Here is a 247-nt window from a genome sequence, read left to right as displayed (position 1 = left end):
CGCCAGGTCAACGAGATCCTCGCCAACATCGACCTGGAGCTGGCCCGCCGCGTTGCCGAGAACCTCGGCCTGCCGGTCCCTAGCGCGCCGACCGTGACGCCGAAGACGCCAACCCCGCAGATTTCGCCGGCGTTGAGCCTGATGAATCACGTACCGGGCAATATCAAGTCGCTCAAGATCGCCATTCTGGTGGCCAACGGCGTCGATGGTGCGGCGATCGATGCGTTCAAGGCCAAGCTGGCCGAGC

Annotated in this window: 1 pseudogene; it reads left to right on the top strand. The window is 64.8% G+C overall.

The features are described from left to right. Window positions 1-247 (top strand): annotated as a pseudogene (locus NDO48_RS29440) (catalase HPII); the annotation flags it as partial.

It is taken from the genome of Aminobacter sp. MET-1, assembly GCF_026521175.1.
Classification (GTDB): domain Bacteria; phylum Pseudomonadota; class Alphaproteobacteria; order Rhizobiales; family Rhizobiaceae; genus Aminobacter.
The sequence above is the reverse complement of the archived record's forward strand: the minus strand, read 5'-3'. Positions and strand labels throughout refer to the sequence as shown.